This window comes from Bacteroidota bacterium, assembly GCA_013360915.1.
Lineage (GTDB): Bacteria > Bacteroidota > JABWAT01 > JABWAT01 > JABWAT01 > JABWAT01.
Window position 1 is genome coordinate 1 of record JABWAT010000021.1, and the last position, 20071, is coordinate 20071.

General features: G+C 55.3%; 21 protein-coding genes. 5 read left to right on the forward strand and 16 right to left on the reverse strand.

Going from position 1 to position 20071, the window contains the following annotated elements:
* Positions 1-84 precede the first annotated feature (84 nt).
* The 3 genes from HUU10_14020 (at position 85) to HUU10_14030 (ending at position 2613) form a co-directional block, all read left to right on the forward strand.
* Positions 85-525 (forward strand): Spy/CpxP family protein refolding chaperone, encoded by a 441-nt coding sequence (locus HUU10_14020; protein ID NUQ82723.1) that lies wholly within the window; start codon positions 85-87, stop codon positions 523-525.
* Positions 526-610: 85 nt separating this feature from the next.
* Entirely contained in the window at positions 611-1300 is a 690-nt protein-coding gene (locus tag HUU10_14025) for a response regulator transcription factor (protein NUQ82724.1), read from the forward strand.
* Positions 1297-2613, forward strand: coding sequence for a HAMP domain-containing histidine kinase (locus HUU10_14030; GenBank protein ID NUQ82725.1), 1317 nt, complete (start codon positions 1297-1299; stop codon positions 2611-2613). The genes HUU10_14025 and HUU10_14030 overlap by 4 nt, the downstream gene beginning before the upstream one ends.
* Here the strand turns inward: HUU10_14030 and HUU10_14035 are convergent, their stop codons facing one another.
* Positions 2614-3018, reverse strand: a complete 405-nt coding sequence (locus HUU10_14035) for a hypothetical protein (GenBank protein ID NUQ82726.1) — start codon at positions 3016-3018, stop codon at positions 2614-2616. It lies immediately after the preceding gene.
* Complete coding sequence (locus HUU10_14040; protein ID NUQ82727.1) at positions 3015-3917, reverse strand: EamA family transporter; 903 nt, start codon at positions 3915-3917, stop codon at positions 3015-3017. Before HUU10_14040 ends, HUU10_14035 begins: the two co-directional genes overlap by 4 nt.
* 105 nt (positions 3918-4022) lie before the next feature.
* On the opposite strand from HUU10_14040, the gene HUU10_14045 reads away from it, so the two are divergent.
* Both HUU10_14045 and HUU10_14050 read left to right on the forward strand, forming a co-directional pair.
* Positions 4023-4820: a PhzF family phenazine biosynthesis protein gene (locus HUU10_14045; GenBank protein ID NUQ82728.1), complete on the forward strand. Its 798-nt coding sequence runs from the start codon at positions 4023-4025 to the stop codon at positions 4818-4820.
* Positions 4821-4841: 21 nt separating this feature from the next.
* Entirely contained in the window at positions 4842-5183 is a 342-nt protein-coding gene (locus HUU10_14050) for a hydrogenase maturation nickel metallochaperone HypA (protein NUQ82729.1), read from the forward strand.
* Here the strand turns inward: HUU10_14050 and HUU10_14055 are convergent, their stop codons facing one another.
* From HUU10_14055 to HUU10_14120, 14 genes are all read right to left on the reverse strand, one after another.
* A complete protein-coding gene (locus HUU10_14055) occupies positions 5184-6062 on the reverse strand; it encodes an aldo/keto reductase (GenBank protein NUQ82730.1) in 879 nt (292 codons plus the stop codon).
* Positions 6063-6065: 3 nt separating this feature from the next.
* Entirely contained in the window at positions 6066-8324 is a 2259-nt protein-coding gene (locus HUU10_14060; GenBank protein ID NUQ82731.1) for a hypothetical protein, read from the reverse strand.
* The gene (locus HUU10_14065) at positions 8321-8800 is read right to left on the reverse strand and encodes a 6,7-dimethyl-8-ribityllumazine synthase (GenBank protein ID NUQ82732.1); all 480 of its coding nucleotides are present in this window, start codon (positions 8798-8800) and stop codon (positions 8321-8323) included. The genes HUU10_14060 and HUU10_14065 overlap by 4 nt, the downstream gene beginning before the upstream one ends.
* Positions 8800-9624, reverse strand: a complete 825-nt coding sequence (locus tag HUU10_14070) for a PHP domain-containing protein (protein NUQ82733.1) — start codon at positions 9622-9624, stop codon at positions 8800-8802. The genes HUU10_14065 and HUU10_14070 overlap by 1 nt, the downstream gene beginning before the upstream one ends.
* Positions 9621-10301 (reverse strand): Crp/Fnr family transcriptional regulator, encoded by a 681-nt coding sequence (locus HUU10_14075; GenBank protein ID NUQ82734.1) that lies wholly within the window; start codon positions 10299-10301, stop codon positions 9621-9623. Before HUU10_14075 ends, HUU10_14070 begins: the two co-directional genes overlap by 4 nt.
* Positions 10302-10367: 66 nt before the next feature.
* Positions 10368-10727 carry a hypothetical protein gene (locus HUU10_14080; protein ID NUQ82735.1) on the reverse strand — a complete coding sequence of 120 codons (360 nt, stop codon included), beginning with the start codon at positions 10725-10727 and terminating at the stop codon, positions 10368-10370.
* Positions 10724-11818 (reverse strand): PQQ-binding-like beta-propeller repeat protein, encoded by a 1095-nt coding sequence (locus HUU10_14085; protein ID NUQ82736.1) that lies wholly within the window; start codon positions 11816-11818, stop codon positions 10724-10726. Before HUU10_14085 ends, HUU10_14080 begins: the two co-directional genes overlap by 4 nt.
* The gene (locus HUU10_14090; protein NUQ82737.1) at positions 11815-14679 is read right to left on the reverse strand and encodes a PD40 domain-containing protein; all 2865 of its coding nucleotides are present in this window, start codon (positions 14677-14679) and stop codon (positions 11815-11817) included. Before HUU10_14090 ends, HUU10_14085 begins: the two co-directional genes overlap by 4 nt.
* A gap of 17 nt (positions 14680-14696) precedes the next feature.
* Positions 14697-15038, reverse strand: coding sequence for a hypothetical protein (locus HUU10_14095; GenBank protein ID NUQ82738.1), 342 nt, complete (start codon positions 15036-15038; stop codon positions 14697-14699).
* Positions 15038-16237 carry a mannose-6-phosphate isomerase, class I gene (manA, locus tag HUU10_14100; protein NUQ82739.1) on the reverse strand — a complete coding sequence of 400 codons (1200 nt, stop codon included), beginning with the start codon at positions 16235-16237 and terminating at the stop codon, positions 15038-15040. The genes HUU10_14095 and manA overlap by 1 nt, the downstream gene beginning before the upstream one ends.
* A 35-nt stretch (positions 16238-16272) precedes the next feature.
* Complete coding sequence (ptsP, locus tag HUU10_14105; GenBank protein ID NUQ82740.1) at positions 16273-18063, reverse strand: phosphoenolpyruvate--protein phosphotransferase; 1791 nt, start codon at positions 18061-18063, stop codon at positions 16273-16275.
* Complete coding sequence (locus tag HUU10_14110; GenBank protein ID NUQ82741.1) at positions 18063-18329, reverse strand: HPr family phosphocarrier protein; 267 nt, start codon at positions 18327-18329, stop codon at positions 18063-18065. The genes ptsP and HUU10_14110 overlap by 1 nt, the downstream gene beginning before the upstream one ends.
* Before the next feature lie 4 nt (positions 18330-18333).
* Positions 18334-19311 (reverse strand): polyprenyl synthetase family protein, encoded by a 978-nt coding sequence (locus HUU10_14115; protein NUQ82742.1) that lies wholly within the window; start codon positions 19309-19311, stop codon positions 18334-18336.
* Positions 19312-19315: 4 nt separating this feature from the next.
* The gene (locus HUU10_14120) at positions 19316-20029 is read right to left on the reverse strand and encodes an oxidoreductase (GenBank protein NUQ82743.1); all 714 of its coding nucleotides are present in this window, start codon (positions 20027-20029) and stop codon (positions 19316-19318) included.
* Positions 20030-20071: the final 42 nt, after the last annotated feature.

Sequence of the window (20071 nt, forward strand, 5' to 3'; positions counted from 1 at the left end):
AAAGACCGGTTGTACCAAAGTCCGGACCTTTGTATGTGAAGAGCACAACGCTCTCATGATTCACATAACAAAGGAGATACAATCATGTTTGGAAGAAAAACACGCTGGTTCATTCCGGTTATTCCCGTCGTTTTAGGTAGCATGATGGCCGTTGGCTGTCATCACCGTCCATCCACCCCGGAAGAACGTGCCGACTGGATCACCGATAAAATCTCGGATGAGCTCGATCTGACGAAGGATCAGGAAGTGAAAGTGAAGGCCATTGTCCTGAACGTGCAGTCACAGGTGCCCGATCTGAAAAAGGCGCGCATGGATGCCTGGTCCGAATTGTACAGCCAGGTTCAGGCCGATAAAGTGGATGCCACCCGTCTGACCGACAACCTGAATGCCCGCCGCGATGAGATGAGCAAGGCCATTCCGGCCATCAGTCAGGGATTTGCCGATTTGTATGCCATTCTCACACCAGAGCAGCGTGCAGACCTGAAAAAATCCATGGAAAAAATCAACCGCCGGCTGACCGACTAAGCCAGATGACAGACTGGTTTCCGGATCGCCCGGTGACCGGTCTGTCGTTTTTTGCAAACGGTTTTGGAAGTATCTTGCCACCACGATGAAAACCATTCTGATCATTGATGACGATGCCAAACTGAACCAGTTGCTGACCGGTTACCTCACCGGATTCGGCTTCTCGGTTGAGTCGGCCACCGATCCGGCAGACGGATTGAAACAACTGGTCCGGATCCAGCCGGATCTGGTCATTCTGGATGTGATGCTGCCGGGCATGGATGGATTCGAGGTGTGCAAAACCATCCGGAAAACCTCTGCGGTTCCGGTCATCATGCTGACGGCCCGCGGGGATGTGACCGACCGGATTGTAGGACTCGAAATCGGGGCCGATGATTACCTTCCCAAACCATTTGAACCCCGTGAACTGGTGGCCCGCATTCAAACGGTGCTACGCAGACAAACCCCCGCCGCCAATGGGTCCGACCTGCTTCAGTCCGGCTCGCTCACCGTCGATGTCGGGCGCCGTGAAGCCCGGTTGAATGACCAGCTTCTCGATCTGACCACCGCCGAACTGGACCTGCTCATTCTGCTGATGAAGCAACCCGGAAAAGTGTTCAGCCGGGACGATCTGCTCGAGAACCTCCGCGGATTTGAATGGGATGCCACCAACCGCACCATGGATATTCTCGTCAGTCGGCTGAGAACCAAGCTGGAGGACGATCCGAAATCGCCCACCTGGATCCGGACGGTCTGGGGAACAGGGTATCAGTTTCTGCCGGCCCGATCCGCATGAGAACGGCTCATCGCCCCTTTCACTCACCGCTGAACCGCATTCAGCGATCGGTTTTCATGAAACTCACGCTGATTTTGCTGGTGGCGGCTGCGCTGGTCCTGTTCATTCTGGTGGGGTTCTTCCGGGCCTTGTGGGTGGAATCCACTGAACCTCCCTGGAAAAGTCATGCACTCGCCTACGTGGGTTATGTGGTGCGTGACATTGGGTCGCCACCCGACAGCCTGAAAATCAGACAGTTGAGCCGTGATCTGAAGATGGAAATTCTGGTGGTGTCGACAGACGCTGCTGGCTCGTTTCAGTCTGGTGCCTTCCCGGTGGAGGCCCTGGCCGATGAACCCGACTGGCAGCGTCAGTCCGGGGCACTCCGTTACGGCGAGTGGAATCGTGAATTCCTGATTGGCTATCAGCTTGGCGCGTATCAGTACTGGTTTGCCCCCGTCGATCAGAAACTGTTCAAACCCGATTGGGTGCGGTTGTTCCTGCTGCTGCTGGCCTTGTTGGCGGTTCTGGCTGGTATTTTCATCGCCATCCGGCGGATTTTAAGACCGGTCTCCGTTCTGGTGGATGGAATCAGGAAAATCAGTGCGGGCAATCTGGATGTGAGCTTCCGGTCACGTTCCGACGAATTTGGCGTGATCAGCCAGACTCTGACCGATCTGACGACCGCCGTAAAGGAACGGCTGAAGGCCCGCGATCAGTTATTGCTCGATGTCAGTCATGAACTGCGCTCGCCGCTGACCCGGATGAAGGTGGCGCTTGAACTTCCTGACCGGTCAGCCCTGGTGTCTTCGGTATCTGCCGACATCCGGGAACTGGAAGGGATGATTACTGAGATTCTGGAAACCGAACGGCTCCGCAGTCCGCATGGCGGATTGAGAAAACAGTCGCTGAGGATGGATCATCTGCTGTCGGCCCTGGCTCTGGAGGCGGGTCCGCGGGTTCGCTTTGAGCAGGTGGAATCAGACCGGGATCCGGTACTTCAGGCGGATGAGGAGCGGTTGAGACAGGTATTCCGGAACCTGGTGGAAAACGGTCTGAAATATGGCAGGAGTGATGTGGTGATCCGTCTGACCGGACAAGCAGATGGCTGGATGGTCACCATTACCGATGATGGGGAAGGAATCCGGCCGGAGGACCTGCCCTATGTGTTTGAACCTTTCTACCGGGCCGATAAAAGCCGCACCCGATCCACGGGCGGATTCGGGTTGGGGTTGTCATTGTGCCAGACCATTGTGACCGCTCATGGTGGCACGATCCGGGTGGAATCGGAACCGGGAAGCACCACGTTTTCGGTCTGGTTGCCGGTGGCGTGATCAGCCGGTGAACCGGCTCCCGAGTTCATTGGCCTGTCTTTCGGGGAATCCGTCGTAATAGCCCGTCCAGTACTGACCGGTGCGGTTATAAACCCACCGGCCGTAGAGATTCCGCACGGAAGAAGGAATACCGACGATGAGCAGATAGAACGGGCCCAGCCAGCGTGACTGAACCGAGTGTCCCCATTCATGCTGCCGGTTGGTGACCCGGTTGGGAATGCCCATGTAGCGGTCATCCTGCCAGAAAATAAACGATCCCAGCGAGACGGAAAATCCGGTTACCTTAAGCAGCAGCCGGTTGCCCGACCGGACTACCGATTCCTGTTTCGGGCGTGTGACCAGCCACAGGATGAGGCCGGCCAGGTTCTGAGGCAATTCCCATATCACAAAAAAAAGCGTACTCATGAGGCGTTCCCGGAGTGGGTCCGGTCGGTCAGATTGTAGACAAGAATGCCGGAAATGGCAATGGCACCGCCGGCATAGACATACAGATCGAGCGTTTCTCCGCCGAGAAAGTATCCCACAAACACGGCCACGACTGGTGTGATGAAGGCCGACAGGGACAACGTGACCGCCTGAACCCGAGACAGCAGCCACCAGTAAATGGTAAAGACGAGCACACTTCCCACCACCGTCAGATACAGGGTGGAGATCAGTCCGGATGCAGAAAAATGCACAGTGGTCCAGGATTCGGTCAGCAGACTCCAGATAAGAAGCAATCCGCCGCCGATGGCCATGGAGAGAAAATTCAGCATGATGGGAGAGATCCGGGTGGCCCACTGCCTGATCGTGATGAGGTTAACGGCCTGAATCAGCGAGCTGAGCAGAATGAGCGACATGCCGCCCAGATAGGTCCAGTCGAAACCGGTGAGTTTCCGGCCGAAAATCAGAACAATGCCCGCGAACCCCAGAATGAGCGCAAGAACCTTCGAAGGCGTCATCCGGGTTTCCTTCAGAATGAGCGCATTGCCGATGGCGACCCAGAATGGATAGGTGGTGAACAGGATGCTGGCCAGTGCGCTGGGAATGTACTGCTGCCCAAGGTAAACCACACCGTAGGCCAGACCAAATCCGAGAACGCCCAGCGACCAGACGGCCTTCCATTCGGAGCGGGAAGTGGGAAAGGGAGTCTTTCTGACGAGCAGAATGCCAGCAAAGATCACCGAGGCAAGCAGGAACCGGATGGCGCTTCCCAACAGGGGAGGAAAGGCATCATAGCCCCACTTGATGGCCAGCCAGGTGGATCCCCAGATCAGACAGATGGCAACAAAGCCCAAAGGAATGAGAAGACGGTCTGTTTTCATGAAAAGGCATAAAGGTACGGTTACCGGCCACCACTGTAAACGATCGGGTTTCATTTCCTTTTACCGGGACCGTCTGCTATCTTTTCGGCATTGGGAGGAACCATCATGCTGGTACATGAAATTCATGCGTTTACCGCTCCGGGCTTTCTGGGAAATCCGGCCGGAGTGAGTCTGATTCCGCCAGGACTTCCCGACCGGGATCTGCAATCGGTCGCCCATCAGATGGGTCTGTCAGAGACGGCTTTTCTCATTCCGGAAGGACCGAACCGGTTTCACTTAAGATGGTTCACGCCGACTACCGAAGTGGCCTTGTGCGGTCATGCGACCCTTGCCTCGGCTCACTTGTTGTGGGAGTCGGGGAACGCCTCGCGGCAGGAACCGATTGAATTTATGACATTGAGCGGATTGCTGGTCACCCGTCCGGAAGGGCCGGTGATTCTGATGGATTTTCCTGCTAAGCCGCCCGTGTTCACGTCTCTGTTCGATGAGCTGATCTCAGGTCTCGGGATAAAGCCCGTTTTCACCGGCCGCAGTGTGTTTGATCTGATGGTGGTGGTGAGAACGGAAGAGGAAGTGCGCCGGTTTGTTCCCGATCTGGAAGCCATCCGGCAGTCGGGAGTGAGAGGATTGATTCTGACCGCTCCATCCGGTTCGGCCGATTACGATTTTGTCAGCCGGTTTTTTGCTCCGGCGGCCGGTGTGGATGAAGATCCGGTTACCGGCAGTGCCCATTGCACGCTGGGTCCGTACTGGATGACGCTTCTGGCGAAAAATCCGGTGACGGGTTTGCAGGTATCCGGGCGTGGCGGGGTGGTGAAAGTCCGCATTCACGGTGACCGGGTCGATCTGATCGGGTCGGCGGTTACTGCCGGTCAGCGGGACATCGAACCAAAAGCCGTTTAATCAGAGTAAACCGGATCAACCATGCATGAATTGTCGCTGGCTCAGGATATCGCCCAACTGGTTCTGGACCACATTCCGGCCGGTTCGGCTGCGGGGGTGAGGGAAATCAGACTGACGGTGAATGAACACGGAAATATTCTGGTTCCCTCGCTGGAGTTTTGCTTCGAGGCCATCCGCGGGGAATATGGACTGATCAACAGCCGGTTGGTTATCCGGATGGAGCCGGTTCAGGTAACCTGTGTGCGGTGCGGGGCGGTTTCCCGGGTCAGAATCGTTTATGAATGCACGGCCTGCGGCAGTCAGGAGGTGCAGGCTGGTCAGGCAGACGATTTACGGGTGACCGATATTCTGCTGGATGACTGATCAGACCTCGCCGGTCCAGTTCTGGTCGTGGGTTTTGAATGCCTGCCGGATTTGAGAAACCACTTCATTGGGAAGCGGACCTTTTTCGATGGCAGCCAGGTTGGCCATCAGATTGACCGGATTGGTGGTTCCGGCGATGCAGGAAGAAATTCCCGTGTGGAAAGCCGTGAACCGCAAAGCGGTTTCGGTCCACTGTGAGCCAAAATCCAGCCCCATGGCCTTCATCCGCAGCCAGTAGGTTTCTGCGTAGGCACCAACCGGTTGGTCGGTGTATTTCCACGGAATGTTTCCGAGCGGTCGTTTCGCGATATAGCCCTTTCCGTTTTTTACGGCACCGGGAATCACCTCATCAATCACCCGCTGATCGAACACATTCACCGAGGATTGCAATCCGCCCAGAACCGCGGATTCAGCTGCAAACCGCAGAGCCTCGTTTTCTCCCGAGTAAGCGGCCACTCTGATTTTTCCCTGCTGACGGGCCTGATCGAGGGCATGAAGCACCTCGCCGCGCTGCAGCACCTCAATGGGGCAGGAATGCAGATGAACAATGTCGATGTAATCGGTTCGCATAAGCGCCATGGCCTCATGAATGCCGGCCAGAATGATGTCGTACGACCAGTCGGCCAGACCATGGATTCCATATCCGACCTTGGTGGAAAGGATGAGATCCTTGCGGCGCCAGCTCAGGTGCCGCCCGATCCGCCGTTCGGACTCTCCATAGCCGCGGGCGGTATCGAAAAGAGTAATTCCTGCATCGGCGGCCTGGTTCACGATGGAACCGACATGGTCTTCACTGAGTGAGCCATCGCCGATTTCACCTGCACCAAAGCCGAGAACCGAAACGGTAAAGCCTGCTGATCCGAACAAATTGTATATCATGTTTTACTCGATAATGGCCATTTTACCAATGGCGCTGGTTCCTTTTCCCGTGTCACGGATGGCGACCAGGTAAAAACCCGATCCGAGAGGCCTGCCCTGATCATCCAACCCGTCCCAACGGATGGTTCCCGAGCCGGCTGAAGGGATCCGTCTGAAAACGGTGCCATCGAGACCAAGGATCATCACATCGGAGTTGGCGCTGGCTCCGCTGATCCAGACCGAGGAATGTTTTCCGCGGATAAACGGATTCGGATAAATGGTGGGTCCGGTCGGTTTGTCTTCAGGCTGAAGAACGCCCGTTGACAGCACCGAGAGGCCGCGGTCGGTTAAACAGATCATTTCCCCGGTGGATCCGCGATAAAACAAACGGGAAATGCTGTTGCTCAGCAGCGGACTGTTGCCGGTATGATACATGGCCTCGACCTGATCGCCATCGGGTGACAGGACGGTCAGACCACCAACCAGGCTCAGCCATTTCCGGCCGGAAGCATCGATGGCCACAGCCCGGACGGACTGACCCTGAACTGCATAAACCGGCTGAGAATCGATGGGACCGCTCTGGCTGGTGAGGTAGTTTGCCCCGTACAACACAGAGAGACCGCCGGGAGTGGCAATCCAGGCCGATCCGTTGCCATCGAAAGCAATGTCATTGATGATGGTGGATGGAAGTGACCCGGACCCTGACCGGGTGGTAAGCAATTTCCATTGATCATCCGAGGTTTTCGCCGGTGTCCCCTTCGGATCCAGAACGTACAGTCCGACCGAGGGTTGACTCTGAGCATCCCAGACTTCGAACCAATGGAGTCCGGAAGGATCGACCCAGTGTTTCGAAAAGTCATAGGCCGGATTTCCCGGATACCGGAGAGAGGTGACGGCAGACCAGTCCTGACCAGCCGGTTTGACTTTCAGGGGATACTGATCGGCGGTAAATGCGTTCAACATCCAGAGATTTCCGGCTGCATCACGGTTGATATCGAGCACCACCACGTAATTGGGGTCGCCCGCAATACCAGACAATCCGGAATTCTGACTGCCGTACACCCCGACCGAATCACGTGACCACACACTGATGACTCCGCTTCCCCAGGTTCCGATGAGGACCCGGTTGCCATCGGTTTCCATGCCGAGGTACCCGGCATTTCCCCTGATGGCGGGAAAAGTCGCCTGATCGACGGTAAAGAATCCCGATCCATCATTGAGCGTGATACTGGTTCCAAATTTTCCTGCAGACCCGCCAAACCACCCTCCATCATCAACCAGATCATGAAAGGAGTTGAATCCGATCCCGTTCAGATAAAGCGGGGTAAGTCCGGAACCGGTTACGGAAAAGAGCCCGGTGCTGGCTCTGAACAGGTAAAGGGAATCCCGCTGAGAGATCAGGAATTCACCGTTCGAAAAGGCGTGATGGGTTACGATGGACCGATCGGGCAGAAGACGGGTCAGTCCGGCCGAATTGAGAATGACCAGAGATCCGTCTGGTAAACGGGCTGCATCACGACCGGTTTTCCCTGCCAGCCGGGTATCGGTTGCCCACGACGGAATGGAATGCACACCCGATCTGATGATACCGGTTCCCTGCGGTGAAAGGGCAACCAGCAGGGTATCCCAACTCATCAACCGGACCACATCCTGGTTATTCAGCTGAGAAACCGCGGTCCATGAGTCGGGGTTTTTAAGGTTCGGGTTGGTTTCGGGGGTAAAGAACAATCCCTGCGAGGTGGCTACCCACAGCAGTCCGTTGCGACGCAGAAAATCACGGCCTTCAAAAGAGCTGATCAGACGGATCCGGGACACATCAATGATGAAGAGCCGGGTGGTGAGCCGGTAGGTGACGAATCCAAATCCGGTACCGATGTAGAGCATGTCTCCGTCGATGACCAGCCGCGTGATCTGCTTCTTTTCATACACGGTGGACATTCTGATGTCTGAGACCACGCGTTTTGCGCCGGATTGCGGGGAAAAGAACAGCAGATCGCCATTCTGGAATCCGGCAATCACTTCCTGACGAAGCGAATCCCAGGCGAGAGCAGTGATGCCGGTGCTGTTGAGACCTTCTGTTCCGCTCAGGAACGAAATCTGTCCGGGATCCCCGTTTTTTAAAATCACCAATCCGGCTTCGGTTCCCAGAATCAGGTCCGGACCGGCCATGACCCCTGAGGTGGCAGCATAGGGAGAAAAGGTATTTGACCAGGTACCAAATTGTGCGAAGAGAGGCAGGGCAGGAAAAAGCCCCGAAAGGGCCAACAGAAGAAAGCGATTCATTTACGTTCCAGTTTACTGAAGGAATCGGCCATTTCCATGGCTGTCAATGCCGACTCTCCCCCTTTGTTCATGCGTTTGCGGTCGGCCCGTTCCCAGGCCTGTTCGTCATTGTTGGTGGTCAGTACCCCAAAAATGACCGGGATACCGGTTTCGATAGCCACCTGCATGATTCCGGACGCACAGGAACCAGCCACAAAATCGAAATGAGGGGTGTCGCCCTTCACCACGGCTCCGAGACAGATCACCGCATCGACCTCCGTTTCATCAATCACTTTAAAGGCCAGCATGGGAATTTCAAAGGCCCCGGGACATCGGTGGATGGTGACCGAATCGGGTGTGACCCCATGGGCGGCCAGGGTTTCCGTGGCCCCGGCAATTAACTCTTCACAAAGGTCGTTGTTAAACCGTGAAGCGACGATTGCAAATTTTTTACCCTTGACCGATAAGGGGACCGGCTGCAGTTTGAAAGTAGACATCAGTTTTCCAGAGCATTTAGGAGATTTCTCAAATCCTGACCTTCCAGATAGTACCGTCCGATGGCCCGGTCTTCCGATTTTTCAATGCCATGAAAATCGGCGCCACCCGAAATAATCAGACGATTCTTCTGGGCATAATCGCGCCAGATTTTGGCGTATTTCAGTTTGTTCATGGGATGGATCACCTCGATTCCATCCAATCCGGTTTCCACCAGTTCATTGACGTCATCGGGGGAAAAATGGTCGGTCGGGTGCGCCAGAATGGCCTTTCCGCCCAGCGAGTGAATCAGGGCAATCACCCGCTCGGAAGACCATTGGTGCTTTCGGATGTAAAGAGGTTTTCCGGGACTCAGATACTGCCGGAAACCATCCTGAACCGTGCGGACCAGGCCGTGTTTGATAAGGATGGCGGCAATGTGAGGTCTTCCGATACTGGGGTTGGTGTACAGTTCACCCAGGGTGTCAAGATCGGGATGTACGCCGAGTTCATGCATTTTCTTCACGATGGATTCGGCGCGGGTTTTCCGGCCCGACAGGATTTCATGCTCATAGGCACGCAGGTCCGGACTGGCGGTGTCGATATTCAGACCGATGATGTGGCATTCGGGAAAGGACCGGAACTGTGTGGAAAACTCCAGTCCCGTGATGAGGTTGATTCCCAGTTCGGGAGCAAGAACTTTTAACTCACCATACGCACCGGCATTGTCATGGTCGGTGACGGAGAGATGCGTGAATTTTTTCTGCTTATATTTTAAAAGAAGCTGTTCCGGGGTTAACCGGCCGTCGGAATGGATGGTATGGTTGTGAAAACTTCCACGGATCATCCGAAAAGCTCACGGAACCGGTTGTAGTCCAGAATGACAATCTTGTTGCCATCCCGGCTGATATGTCCTTCTTCGGTGAACATGTGAAGCACACGGGAAATGGTTTCGCGCGAGGTTCCTGCCATGTTGGCCAGATCCTGCTGAAGGGGGACATTCTGTAATTCGACCCGTCCCTGATGCATGATGCCGATATCATCGGCCAGCCGGAGCAGTGTATTTCCCACACGGCCGGTGGCATCGCCCAGTGAGAGCGATTTAATCTGACTATCCGATTTCCGCAGACGGACGGCCAGTTCGCGCAGAAGGGCGATGGGAACATCGGAATATTTATACAAGACATCCATGAAATCACGGCCATCCATCACGGCCAGTTCGGAATCATTGATGCAGACGGCGTTGGCAGATCGGGCGAATCCGTCAATGACGGCCATCTCTCCAAAGAAATCATAATCGCCAAGAATGGACAGAATCACCTCGCGGCCATCTTCGCTCAGCCGGGAGATCTTTACCTTTCCATTGACGATAAAAAAGACATTCGTGGCTTCCTCTTCCTCTATCAGCAGAATACTTTCCTTTTTGTACTGCTTGACCGTGACCATTGGTAGAATTCCACGCAGGTCCTCGTCCTTCAGATCGGAGAAAATCGAAAAATTCCGCAGCTGATCGATGGTTAACATGGGTTGCCCGTTTTTAAGTGTATAAGAATATACGGACTGAACATATATATTTCAATGGATTCCGGTTTAATCGGCAGGTGATTTACCATTTTCCGATGCAGAGACGACCATCCAGATCAGTGAGAGTTGCAGGGCCACCAGAGCACCGGCAGACAGCTGATCATACCGTCGGGTTCGGTCCAGTGAACGGTCCGACAGGGTTTGCCGGTAAGTCGCATAGTGGTCGTTGGCCACTTCTTTCAGAAGAACGGCAGTCAGCCCCGAAAGAACGGCCGATCCGGCCGCCACCCAGAAGGTCCGGGTTTCTGGTGTGAAACGGGGGTCGGTGGCCGTTCGCTCCACAACCAGCGAATCGGCAGACTGAGGCTGAAAACCGGTGGAATCGGGCAATCCCTGCAGAAACAGGGTAAGAAACAGCGTGATCATGGTGCTTCCTTTAACACAATCCATTCCTGGCTGGACAGTTGTACCACCCGGTACCGGCCGGCAGGAATAACCGGCGACACCGGGCGTCCGGGTAACTGAACCTTGTGGCGTGAACCCGGTTTCTGGTCATCGGTAACGATCAGAAACGGTCCGGTTCCGGAAAGGATCAGACCGGTGGTTGTAACCGTAACGGGCTCCACCGAAGGGTCGGTGCCGGCGATCCGCGTCAGTTCCCAGGTATGGAGATTCAGCCGGATAATGGCACCCGATGGATTAATACCCGTCAGATAAGAACCCGAACGGATGAGACGGCCGGAGGGCAGGGCGGCGTGACCGGGCGATTTCACCGGCTTTGCTGACCCGACGACAATTCCGATCCGGTTCCCGGGACCAGAATAGACAAGGGTATCACCCGACTGCCACAAAACCTGTTCAATGGTATCCGGCAGCTGAGTGGTCAGAACCGACCGGCCGGTTTCACGGTTGATCCGGCAAACCTTTCCGAGCCGGGTAATTGCTGTCAGAGCGGTGCTGTCGGGAAGTCCGGCCCAGACCCACCGGTCGGGAGGGGAAATCCAGGTTCTCCACAAGGTTTTCAAGGTTTGTTTGTCAATGGCCGTTAACCGCTGATCGTCACTGAACAGCACGATCATTTTTGTATCCTGACAGGCTGGCGAGACCGGCACGGGCAACTCCGCTTTTCCCGTGATGCGGCCGGTTCTGAGATCGACCGAGGCTACCCACCCGGTACCGTTTTTGGCGCCGGCACCCCACCAGACCGGGCCATCCATCAACCCGGGATGGTCCATCGATCCGGGTAATCTTAACTCACTGCCAAAGGACAGGTCGCTGGTATCAAGAACAACCAGTCGTCCCCGGGTGGTGGGAATCAGCCATCCGCCGGGAATCATCCAGGGTGAACCGGCCAGATAACCGGTGGTGGATCCGATCGGGTCGGGAATGGTGTCAGAGTCCATTCCGGTCCGATCCGCTCCGTTGAACGGAACCGGTTCGTACCCGTTGGTCCAGTTTACCTGCAGGGTCGAGCAGCCGGTCAGCATCAGACCGAGAAAAAGCAGAGTCGTTTTCAAAAATCCCATCCGAAGAAAAACTGATGAAACCACGAACCGGAAAGGTTGGCGGGATCGCCTGACCAGGTTTTCCCGGTATCGTACCGGAGGGTAAGCGCTCCGCCAAGCCCCAGGCGGATTCCCCCACCGAAACTGCCGATGGTGCCGGGATACGTGTCGTCCCAGGCATTGCCCGCATCGGCAAACAAGGCCCCGCGGAACCACGGAAGATTGATGTCGGCCATGGGTAAGCGAAGGCCCAGATTATCGAGCAGCGGAAACCGGAGTTCCTGATTGGTCTGCCAGAGTTTCCGGCCGCGGATGCTGTAATTCGGGTAACCGCGGATATCCCACGATCCGATCATGAAATACCGCCGGGCCTCCTGTCCGTCATTCATGCGGAACTGTAACCGGCTGGACCAGTTGCTCCGGTCGCTCAGCCTGAGGTAATAACGGTGATCGGCCAGAATGGAGTAATAATTCACCCGGTTGTACCTGAAATCGGTGGTGTAACCCAGCGACAGTCCGTACCGGTAGCCATCAAGGGGACCGGTGTAGGCCCATAATGAATTGTCATAGACATAGCCGATGGAATTGGATATGAGCCAGGCTTCGCGTTGGGTCTGCCCGGATTCAAGATAGAGTCCGCCTCCGAACAGCGTCGGGTAGCCGATGCTTTCCTTCCGCGACCAGGCAAGGGTCACCGAGCTTTCCACCCGGTCGAAACGGGAAAGGGGCCAGGAAAAGGAATAAAACCCTCCGATGAGCCGCTCCCGGAAAAACACATCGGGGTCCTCCAGATCATACCGCCGACCCTGAAAATGAAAACCCCCGTAAGCCACATTTAACCGGCGGTCACGGGTAACCCGCGCCACCGATATGTTGATGTTTTCGAGCAGTTCACTCAGTGTTTCCGCGTTGTTGTACATCATCAGATAAAACCGGTCATCTCCCAGCATGTCACCGAAGGCAAGGGCCACTCCTCCCATGGTTCCAAGCAGGGGCTCTGTATAAATTGCTCCCTGTGCCACTTCTAGACTGTAGGTCTTTTCATAGGCCGCCACCGGACCTGACCGATCCACCTGAAGGGGAGTTGGTTTCCAGGTGTCTGCTTTTTCCCGCCGGATGGTTACCTGATCGGTACCGGGAACCAGGGGAACCTGACGGATGCTGAACCCACCTTTTTCATAAACGGCCGCAAGGAGGGTTTCGTCATAAGGCACCGGATGGTAGAGGTATCCGCTGATCGCAGTGACTTTCCGGGCGGTGACAGAAGGGGTTTTCCCGGTCAGAATCGGTTCCAGATCGGACCAGGGCAGGCGGAAGGCGGCTGCGGATCCATACCGGTCACTGGTGAACAGAAAGTCGCCGGAGGGACTGAACCCTGCCACCAGATCGGTATAAAGACCGGGATCGGTAACGGACTGAACCGTACCACCGCCGGAAGGCATGGCGGCAACGGCCATGGCTCCCCGCTCTCCTGCCGGAGTCCGGTCGGTTGAAAAAAGAATCCAGGAACCGTCCGGAGAGAAAACCGGCATCCGTTCATCAAAGTAATCGTGTGTGAGCCGGGTCAGGGATCGGGTGGCGGGTGCCAGGGTCCAGAGATCCTGACGTCCGGTTTCGTCCAGTGCAGAAAAGACCAGCCGGGTGCCATCTGGGGACCAGCTCAGTCCGGTAATTTTAACCAGGGTTTTAAAGGCCAGTGTCTCCCGTTCATCCGGCTTGTCTGCGTGAAAAAGGTGCAGCACATCCGACTCCCCGCTCCGGACGGCCAGCGCAATCCTTCCACCGGGTCCGATATCAAATCCATTGTCGAACGGTTTGATCCATTCCACGTCGGGTGTCCGTTCACCCTGAAGCACCAGGGTGGGTTCGTCGGGCAAATCGCCGGTTTGAAGATCGGGAACGGGAGATCGGTATAAGCTGGTGTAACCGGTCCGGTTGCCGATAAAATAACACCAGGTGGTCCCGGACTGATCGGTCCACAAACGGGGATGCATGTGGAATCCGCGGGTCTGAACCGGCAGACTTCCTGTTATGGCGGGCGGATCTGCAGCCCCGGTTGGCCAGTAACGGGTCCGGAGCCAGTACAACCATTCCTGATCAAGTTCGCCGGGGGTTCTTCCGGTGGCGAGTTGAAGGTTTTGCCCGAAATCAATGGTTTTCCAGGCGTTCGAAATGAGCCGGTTCAGGACACGCTCACCGTAGGTGTCGGCCAGAAAATGGAGAAAATGTTCCCCGAGTTTATACATGTAGTACGTTCCCTGAACCAGGTAAAACCGCGAGGGAACCAGAATGGTCCCGTTGATCACGGCATCGCGGATGACCATCCGGCTCTGGGCATCGGGCGGATCGCCGCTCCAATACTCAGCAATTCCCTCGGTGAACCAGAGGGGATAAAACCGGCTGTCCGGTATCCGGTGAGCACGGTTCAGCTGATTGAACCGGTTAAAGGTGAAGACGTGTACCAGTTCATGACGGATGACATGCCGGAACCGGAAGAGATTTCCATCGGCCGGAAGCACCACCCGTCCTTTCATGAATTCAAAAAAGCCGCCCACTCCAGGCGGAATCAAACCATCGGTGGTATTGGTCTGCTCGAAATGAACCGGGGAAGAGTAGAAAATCAGCGGAATGCGGTCACCGGGAGGTTCCCCGAAACGCATCAGCAGATCGGTATAGACCTCTTCGGCATAGGCGGCCCCGACGGTGGCCAGTTCTTCCATTTTCCCATCATAGTAGATGTCGAAATGGGTGGTTTTCAGAACCTGCCAGTCAAACCCGGCATATTGAACCTTGTTCCGTCCGAAATACAGTTGAGCGGTGGTTTCTCCTGCGAGGAAACCCATGAAGAGTAAAAGCACCACCAGCCGGATCATCGGTGGAGGGCTCCTCTTCAGTTCCTGTCCGGACGGACGAACGTGGCGTTGAGAAAGATGATCAGACCCAGCGTGGTGATCGAGGCGGGCATGAGACCGGCCTCTGAAAAACTGATCCAGGGAAAAATCATAAAGGCCGGCGGGGTGGACCATTCAACCAGACGGTGGGTCGAAAATGGAATTTTTCTGATGAGACCAGCCGGATAGTTCGTCAGGGCATTCAGCAGCAAGCCGGCAACCGCCAGAATCAGGAAGTACACAGTCGCTTCCTCATACACATGAAATCCGAGAATCCAGGGCAGGGGCAAGGCCGCTGCAATCAGAATCCAGTCTATCCATCCATGAAGTTTCAGTGACATCATTCCTCCGTTAATTGTGCCTGGGTTACAATCCAGTCCGTTTTTAACCGGGTCCGAAGCGTGTTAGTTCCGGTGGCGGCCGGAATGAAACAGCTTTCTCCCTGTTTCAGCGTGACCGACTGACCATCTGCCTCTGCAGTGAGCTCTCCGCTCAGAACCAAAAGAATACGGGCCAGATTTTCAGACTCAACCACTCTGGTGGCGCCGGACGAGTCATGACACCGGATGATTTCGAATTCAGGAACCGGCGGACGGTACACCCGGTCCGGACCGGTCGGTGTTCCGTTCATGACCGGGAATGGGTTGCAATCGGTAATGAGAATATCAAGCAGGGTATCCACATCCTTAAACTTGGGAGTCAGTCCGGCACGGACCACATTATCCGAGTTGGCCATGCATTCGATGATGGTTCCTTCCAGATAGGCATGAGGGATTCCGGCACCTGTAAAAATGGCCTCTCCCGGCTGAAGCACCAGCAGATTGAAAAAGAAAAAGGAAAGCAGACCAATGTCGGTGCCATACAACGCATGCTGACGCAGGAACTGAACCTGTTCCGGGGCCGGATCGGGTAAAGCCCGGAACCGGTTAACCAGGGCCTGAATCAGCAGATCCAGTTTCCCGAAATCCACCGATTGTTTCATCAGCAGACTGTAAAGTTCAAAGACCGTTTCGTTGCCGGGATGCCGGATGAGCTGCTCAATGACGGCAGAACCGGCGAAGGAACGAAGCTCGGGTAACCGGGTCATCCATTCCGCAATCTCCTGTGCGGGACGGAATCCGGCCAGGGCCTCCAGCCGGTCGAGGGCAATGGCAATTTCTGGTTTGTGATTGTCATCGGGATAATGAGCCGGGTCGGTGGCATGAAGTCGTTCAGCATCGGCTTTCCCCGGGTGGGTCTGAATGGAAAGAGCTTGCCCGGCCGAGAGAATCTTCAGCAGGAAAGGCAGGCCGGGTCCGAACCGACGCACCGAGGCAGCACCCAGCATGCGGGCAGGGTCCGATGCGATGATCCGATCCAGTGGCTGCCAGCCGGAGCTGGTCAGGGCCAGAGAAGGAGATTTCGGATGGGCACCGATCCAGAGTTCGGCGTAGGGTTTCCCGGGTTCAGCCGTCTGACCGAGAAAACGGGGAATAAACGCCTTCCCGTCCCGGGTTCCCCAGTCATAATGCATGATGGTATTTTTAAGCGGATAAATCATTCGGTTGCCGGATTTGAATCAGGGTAAGCGGAGGATCATGACAGATATTGACCGAGAGCCGGAAGGTGTGCCTGCATCCAGGATCTGAGGTGCTGTTCGATGTCAGAAACGGTCGTCAGGGAAAGCACTTCATCAACCAGCGTTTCGCAGTCCGATTGACGAACGTTCTGAATCACATATCTCACTTCGGGTGCCCGCCGGATGATCACTGAAATTTCATCGATTCCCATGCCGACCAACAGCGGAATCGCCAGCAGATTCGAAGCCAGCTCGCCGCAGATCGAGACCGGAATACCAGCCTGCCGGCCGGCCAGAATGGTCTGATAGATCAGATACAGCACCGCTGGTTCCAGTTCCCGGTACAACCCGGCAATGATGTCGTTTCCCCGGTCAACGGCCAGTGTGTATTGTGTCAGATCGTTGGTGCCCAGACTGAAAAAGTCCACTTCCCGGGCCAGAACCGGTGCCTGAATGGCAGCACTCGGGATTTCAATCATGATTCCGACCGGAATGGGATTGAAGGGAACATTTAACCGCTTCAGTTCGGTCATCAGCTCATTCATGTGACTTCTGATCAGCCGGACCTGACCGAGATTGTGAATCATGGGAAACATGAGTTTCACGCGATGGCCGTAGGAAGCCCGCAGAATAGCCCGCATCTGGTTCCGGAAGATTTCGGGACGATCGAGCAGAATCCTGATTCCCCGCCAGCCCAGAAAGGGATTCTGTTCCTGGAAGGAAGATTCGAGCACCTTGTCACCACCCACATCGAACGCCCGGATGGTGATGGGATGATGACCCACCAGTTCGAACAGTGATTTGTAATAGGAATATTGCTGCTCCTCGCTTGGGAAATATCCGCGGCTCAGGAACAGGTGCTCAGTCCGGTACAGACCCACACCTTCGGCACCACAGGTATCCAGCTCGTTCAGCTCGTCCCTGAATTCAATGTTGGCGTTGACGGTCACGCGCCGGCCGTCGGCGGTCACCGAGTCACCCTGTGCGCTCTGATCGAACAGACGGATGAACCGGGCAAACTTTTCAATTTTCCGGTGATACTTTTCCATCACCACCGCCGATGGCCGTGCGATCAGGTATCCATCGGTTCCGTCAATAATCAGGTCATCACCGGGATGGATGGCCGAGGAGGCTTTATGAAGTCCGATCACCAGCGGAATGTTCAGACTCCGGGCAATCAGGGCCACGTGGGAATTCAATCCGCCAAAATTCAGGGCAATTCCCTGTATGTTCTGCCGTGAAAACAGAATCATGTCGGCAGGGGTGAGATTATCCGAGACAATGATACTCGACTCTTCCACCCGGCTGAGGAGTTTTCCGCGCTGCAGATTGCGGATGACCCGGTCCTTCACATCTTCCAGATCGGTGATACGCTGGGTCATGTGGTGATCGGCTGAAAGTGCCTTCAGCAGATCGATGTGCTGGGAGTAGGCTTTGTCGGTGGCCGATTCGGCGGTCATCCGGCTGTTGCTGATGAAATCGAGAATGAGCCGGGTGATTTCCGGATCAAACAGCATGAGAATCTGCGCATCGAAAATGGCCGAGAACTCCTCACCCAACTTCTGGTGGGTGATGGTTGAAATTTTCACCAGTTCCCGGTTCGACTGCTCAACCGATTTCCGGTACTTGTCCTGTTCATCGGCCACATCGGTCTCGGTTATGATCCGCTGATCGATGATGATGGCATCGCGTTTGTACAGGTAGGCTTTTCCGATGGCATAACCGCGCGCCGCACCCACCCCCTTCAGCCGGACCTCTCCGCTGATGTCCTGGTCTTTTACCGTCGGGTGGATTTTGTCGGCTATCATCACAACTCTCCGAATCCGTTCTCGAACAGGGCTTTCATGTCATCGGCGGCCGCCTGTTCATCGGGTCCGTCAAACTGAAGCTGTAACCACGATCCCTGCTCGGCGGCGAGTGTCATCACCCCGATGATGGATTTTCCGTTGATTTCCATTCCATCCCGGGCAATAAAAAAGTCACATTTATACCGCGAAGCAATTTTGACAATGGCGGCAGCCGGACGGGTATGTAGTCCGGCACGGTTTTTAATCTGCACATCTACTTGAATCATACGGTCAGAATGTCCGGTTCAGTACCTGTTCGACCTGGAATTTCAGCAGGGCTGCATCGGGCAGGTGACCCAGATGGTTCAACCGGTCGGCTGTTTCGGCAAAACACTTGTTGATGGCCTTTTCGGTGTCCTCAAGGACTCGCAATCGTTTAAACGTCTGACGAACCAGATCGATGGAGTCGAATCCCACCTGCCGTGTCATGATCCTGTGGATCAGATCTGCGTCGGCCCCGGTGGCCCGTTCGGCCGCCAGAAGCAGCAGATAGGTCCGTTTTCCCTCGACAATATCACCGCCGATGCGTTTTCCGAAGGAAGCCTGATCGGCCATCAGATCGAGAAAATCATCCTGTATCTGAAAACCACGGCCCATGGCCATGGCCAGTTTATGAAGCTCGGTGGCCGTCTCATCATTTCCGCGGATGGCCACCCACCCGACCCGTAGGGCCGAGGAAATCAGCCAGCCGGTTTTCTTTTCGATCATCCCGATGTAGTCGGGCAGACTCACCGTCTCCCGGTTTTCGAATTCCTTATCCAGCGCCTGACCTTCACAAACCGCATCGACACTTTCCTGAAACACCTGCATGACGGCACGCAGATGGTCCGTCTCGGTGTTCATGATCAGCCGGTAAGCCAGACCGACCATCATGTCACCCGACAGGATGGCCACGTTTTCATCCCATTTGGTATGTACGGTCGGATTCCCTCTCCGCTCGGCGGCGTGATCCATGATGTCATCGTGAACGAGGGTGAAATTGTGGAAAATTTCAATAGCGGCAGCCAGCGGCATGAGGTTCGTGGCGGGCGCACCGGCCAGTCGTCCCGCCAGCAGGGTCAGCAGCGGACGGATCCGTTTACCGGGTGCATGCAGCACATACCGTATCGGATCATACAGAGTGGCGGGTGCAGCAGGCAGATCCAGTTCGAGAAGATACCGGTCAACAGCCGTGCGGAGTTCTTTCAGGCGGGGTGCAGGATCATTCATCGGATCAGTCGTATTTCTCAAAGTGGATAACCGGTTTTTCGTAACCAAGTCCGGCCAGATTTTCGCGGCATTGCGAGACCATCTTATTCAGTCCGCAGATAAAAAACTGGGCTGGCCGGCCATCGGCAAAGGCTTTCAAATAGACATCATGAACATATCCCCGTTCGCCCTGCCAGTGGTCTCCTGCCCGGCTCAGGGTGGGAATGAAGCGGAACCGCGGATTTTCGCGGGCCAGCGCTGTAAACTCATCATTATAGAGAATGTCCTGTTCAGTCCGGCAACCAAACACCAGGGTGATGGATTGGTAGGGCAACCCGGCTTTCATGATCTGGTGAATCATGCTGCGCAAAGGGGCGACGCCGGTTCCGGTGCCGATAAAGCACAGATCGCTGTCGGTATTTTCGGGAAGCAGAAATTTTCCGTACGGACCAATGAATCTGAATTCCGAACCCTTCACATCCGAAAAGAGATAGCCGGTTCCCTTTCCGTCGGGTACCCGGACGACGATCAGCTCAAATTCATTTCCATCGGCCGGTGCCGAAGCAATGGAGTAACTGCGTAACCGCACTTTATCATCGATGGGAAGATCGAAGGTGACAAATTGCCCGGCTTTGAATTCAAAGGTTCCCTCCTCCTTAACGGTAAAGAAAAACCGTTTATTTCCGGGGGTGGAATCCTCAACGTGAGTCAGTACAGCGGTCCGCCATTCACGGGCCATGGAACCTCCAGTCAGCTAATCGGAATAAAATCGGAAAGGAGA

Coding starts and splice junctions, on each gene's coding strand:
- HUU10_14030 (NUQ82725.1), top strand. CDS start 1,297: ATGAGAACGGCTCATCGCCCCTTTCACTCACCGCTGAACCGCATTCAG.
- HUU10_14120 (NUQ82743.1), bottom strand. CDS start 20,029: ATGGCCCGTGAATGGCGGACCGCTGTACTGACTCACGTTGAGGATTCC.
- HUU10_14065 (NUQ82732.1), bottom strand. CDS start 8,800: ATGTCTACTTTCAAACTGCAGCCGGTCCCCTTATCGGTCAAGGGTAAA.
- HUU10_14045 (NUQ82728.1), top strand. CDS start 4,023: ATGCTGGTACATGAAATTCATGCGTTTACCGCTCCGGGCTTTCTGGGA.
- HUU10_14050 (NUQ82729.1), top strand. CDS start 4,842: ATGCATGAATTGTCGCTGGCTCAGGATATCGCCCAACTGGTTCTGGAC.
- HUU10_14095 (NUQ82738.1), bottom strand. CDS start 15,038: ATGTCACTGAAACTTCATGGATGGATAGACTGGATTCTGATTGCAGCG.
- HUU10_14110 (NUQ82741.1), bottom strand. CDS start 18,329: ATGATTCAAGTAGATGTGCAGATTAAAAACCGTGCCGGACTACATACC.
- HUU10_14090 (NUQ82737.1), bottom strand. CDS start 14,679: ATGATCCGGCTGGTGGTGCTTTTACTCTTCATGGGTTTCCTCGCAGGA.
- HUU10_14060 (NUQ82731.1), bottom strand. CDS start 8,324: ATGAATCGCTTTCTTCTGTTGGCCCTTTCGGGGCTTTTTCCTGCCCTG.
- HUU10_14035 (NUQ82726.1), bottom strand. CDS start 3,018: ATGAGTACGCTTTTTTTTGTGATATGGGAATTGCCTCAGAACCTGGCC.
- HUU10_14025 (NUQ82724.1), top strand. CDS start 611: ATGAAAACCATTCTGATCATTGATGACGATGCCAAACTGAACCAGTTG.
- HUU10_14040 (NUQ82727.1), bottom strand. CDS start 3,917: ATGAAAACAGACCGTCTTCTCATTCCTTTGGGCTTTGTTGCCATCTGT.
- HUU10_14115 (NUQ82742.1), bottom strand. CDS start 19,311: ATGAATGATCCTGCACCCCGCCTGAAAGAACTCCGCACGGCTGTTGAC.
- HUU10_14020 (NUQ82723.1), top strand. CDS start 85: ATGTTTGGAAGAAAAACACGCTGGTTCATTCCGGTTATTCCCGTCGTT.
- HUU10_14080 (NUQ82735.1), bottom strand. CDS start 10,727: ATGATCACGCTGTTTCTTACCCTGTTTCTGCAGGGATTGCCCGATTCC.
- HUU10_14070 (NUQ82733.1), bottom strand. CDS start 9,624: ATGATCCGTGGAAGTTTTCACAACCATACCATCCATTCCGACGGCCGG.
- HUU10_14055 (NUQ82730.1), bottom strand. CDS start 6,062: ATGATATACAATTTGTTCGGATCAGCAGGCTTTACCGTTTCGGTTCTC.
- manA (NUQ82739.1), bottom strand. CDS start 16,237: ATGATTTATCCGCTTAAAAATACCATCATGCATTATGACTGGGGAACC.
- HUU10_14075 (NUQ82734.1), bottom strand. CDS start 10,301: ATGTTAACCATCGATCAGCTGCGGAATTTTTCGATTTTCTCCGATCTG.
- ptsP (NUQ82740.1), bottom strand. CDS start 18,063: ATGATAGCCGACAAAATCCACCCGACGGTAAAAGACCAGGACATCAGC.